The 2,584-nt window shown below is 40.1% G+C and carries 3 protein-coding genes; 2 read left to right on the top strand and 1 reads right to left on the bottom strand.

Annotation, left to right across the window (positions count from 1 at the left end; genetic code table 11):
• Positions 1 to 204: 204 nt before the first annotated feature.
• Positions 205 to 1,029 carry an AraC family transcriptional regulator gene (locus AB4513_RS24065; protein ID WP_102258276.1) on the bottom strand — a complete coding sequence of 275 codons (825 nt, stop codon included), beginning with the start codon at positions 1,027 to 1,029 and terminating at the stop codon, positions 205 to 207.
• A gap of 180 nt (positions 1,030 to 1,209) precedes the next feature.
• On the opposite strand from AB4513_RS24065, the gene AB4513_RS24060 reads away from it, so the two are divergent.
• Both AB4513_RS24060 and AB4513_RS24055 read left to right on the top strand, forming a co-directional pair.
• Positions 1,210 to 1,827: a hypothetical protein gene (locus AB4513_RS24060; protein WP_102258275.1), complete on the top strand. Its 618-nt coding sequence runs from the start codon at positions 1,210 to 1,212 to the stop codon at positions 1,825 to 1,827.
• 26 nt (positions 1,828 to 1,853) lie between these two features.
• On the top strand, positions 1,854 to 2,462 hold the full coding sequence (locus tag AB4513_RS24055; RefSeq protein ID WP_017041545.1) for a trans-aconitate 2-methyltransferase: 609 nt from the start codon (positions 1,854 to 1,856) through the stop codon (positions 2,460 to 2,462).
• Positions 2,463 to 2,584: the final 122 nt, after the last annotated feature.

The raw sequence follows: 2,584 nt of genomic DNA, 5'->3' as shown, positions 1-2,584 counted from the left end.
AGCGATCGTATTGGTACGCTGCTATTTGTTCTAATGAATAATTAGAGTAGTAGCTCTAGCTCATTTCTGCCCCGAAACAAGTTACGAAGCATTCAGGGAACTCTTCGCTAACCTGACGTTTGACCTACTTTTCTTATGCTACAAAGAATCAAGGTCATTGAAGACGAACCTCCTTGTTATTTAAATGAAGTATACAACTCATGTTCAATGCTCACTTTTGTCTCTTAGCTTATTACGCCATTTTGAAGGTGTTGTGCCATAGAACGTTTTGAACTGCCTGATGAAATGAGTTGTGTCTTGCCACCCAATTTTCGTAGTAATCTGTTCAACCGACATATTTGAGTACTGTAGAAGCTGCGCTGCTTTGGCTAGGCGCGCTGAAGTGATCCACATACCGACCGTAAAACCTGTTTCTGACTTTACAACTGATGCGACATGGGGAGATGTGCGACCCACAGCAGACGCAACGTCACTTAAGGATATAGGAGTAAGACTGTATTTTTGAATATAGTGTAATGCCTTTCCGACTAATGGCGACTTTGTGATCTTATTGTCTATTACAGTCGTCGCACGAACGACTTCTGCTAATATCAATACAATCAGGCTCCGTTGAACATCATTACTCATCGTTGTTTCAATATTGGTTTCTTGTTTTAAGGCTTCAAACCAAGAAGTTATACGTTGTTGAGCTGGAACATCTAAATGAGCCACAGGAGCACCTCCTGAACGAACCTCTGCGAAGGGGCGCATTATCTCTTGCATTTCGTTCAAACCATAGCTTTCAGCAGAGAAACCAAGTAGCCAATAGTCTAAATTACAACCCGCGACAGAACGATATGGTACTCCGTAGGGGACAATCGTAATGCTGCCAGTAACAGATTGAGTAGTGTAGCTTTGCTCCATTTTAAATGAGCCTTTTGTAGTAAAGAGCAAACCATAGTCTGGATTTACTGACACGGTTGAGCTTTCACTGTTTACGCCTTGCTCGTGGATTACATAGCAGGGTGGCAATGGTGTTTTTGGAAGCATGGATAACAACCTACAGTTCTTTTACAAGATCTTAATATCAGCCGATACTATCTCAATCTGTGCACTCAAACAACGCAGGGTCTTTGTATATATTAACCACACACAATCCTAGTAGCTTAAACAATAAAAAGAGATTCAGGTCGTAATATTTTTGGCTTACAGAACTAGAGGAAAGAAATAATGACTAAGACTTTAGCTTTGTGGGAGGAGCAGGATAAGCACAAAGGTGATCGCTGGGAGCTGTTTAAGGCGATCGGTGCTTTTATGACTCCTCGAAAAGTACTCTATCCTGGTAGTTATGTGGACATTTCACCATCATTCGTTTTTAACGATGTCACATATGTGGATCTTGATAAACGTGCTTCAAATTTTTTTGCTGATGAATGCACTGTTAAACAGATAGTTTTCGAGCATAAAGGGAACTCAGACCCAAATATACAGTTTATCCATGGTGACTATCGCTCACTGGAGTTAAACGAAGTTGAATTCGACTTACTAATATCTCTTTATGCAGGCTTTATTTCAGAACCGTGCGGAGAGCTTTTAAGAATAGGTGGAATCTTACTTGTTAACGCTAGCCACGGAGATGCAGCTTTAGCGGCTTTAGATCCAAGATTTAAGTTGATTGCTGTCGTTCTTCGAGACAATGGAATGTATGAGGTCAACGACGAAAATCTTAAGGATTATATGAAGCCCAAGAGGCCTGAAATCATGACACGAGAAAATATATTAGCATCTGGTCGTGCGATCCCATACACAAAATCACCATTTGCATATTTGTTTAAAAGAGCAAGTTAGTAATACAGAAAATTGTAGGAAATTATATGAGTTACAATGATTTAAACGACGGGGTCTGCATGAATTATTATCACGATGTTAACAATGCGAAGGCATATACTGAAATGTGTGATGGATATAATGCTGCTGAGCAATTGCATATGCTCTCAAAGGTTCTTTCTCCTGAGGATTCTGTTTTAGAGTTAGGCTCGGGGCCTGGTAATGATCTTGAAATTCTCGCTCAGAAATTTCGAGTTACAGGCTCTGATTATTCACCAGCTTTCGTGAATATTCTCAATAAACGGCTACCAGATGTACTTAGCTTAATACTTGATGCTGTAAAAATTGAAACAGAAGCTAGGTATAATGCAGTATATTCCAATAAAGTAATGCATCATTTAAGTGATACCGAATTGCGCCAATCTTTCCGCCGTCAAGCTGAGCTGCTTTTACCTGGAGGTTTCGTTTTCCATCTAGTCTGGCAAAAAATTCAAGCACCTGAAACAACTCATGGTCTATTGTTTCATCCGAGAAGTTTAGCCAAGATGAAAGAAGCAATGGGGCAGGAGTTTAACGTTGTTGAATCAAAGGTTTTTAGCGAATTCGAAGATGGGGATTCTCTTGCTATTCTCGCACGCAAAGTATTTCAGTCGTAGTAGTGATTGTTCTGTAGTGGGTTAATGAGATTTGTCAGCTATTTGTAGGCGACTCGCGTGATTTGGAATAGAAAAAGTTATCTGAAATAGAAGGCTTTCTATCTCGTCGTAACACGGAATTG

It is taken from the genome of Vibrio sp. 10N.222.54.E6, from assembly GCF_041473955.1.
Taxonomy (GTDB): domain Bacteria; phylum Pseudomonadota; class Gammaproteobacteria; order Enterobacterales; family Vibrionaceae; genus Vibrio; species Vibrio tasmaniensis_A.
Note: the sequence above shows the minus strand (reverse complement) of the source record. Positions and strands in the feature narration are given on the sequence as shown.

What these genes read in the sequence shown, in the direction of transcription:
- AB4513_RS24065 (WP_102258276.1), bottom strand. Translation starts at nt 1,029, where the DNA reads ATGCTTCCAAAAACACCATTGCCACCCTGCTATGTAATCCACGAGCAA.
- AB4513_RS24055 (WP_017041545.1), top strand. Translation starts at nt 1,854, where the DNA reads ATGAGTTACAATGATTTAAACGACGGGGTCTGCATGAATTATTATCAC.
- AB4513_RS24060 (WP_102258275.1), top strand. Translation starts at nt 1,210, where the DNA reads ATGACTAAGACTTTAGCTTTGTGGGAGGAGCAGGATAAGCACAAAGGT.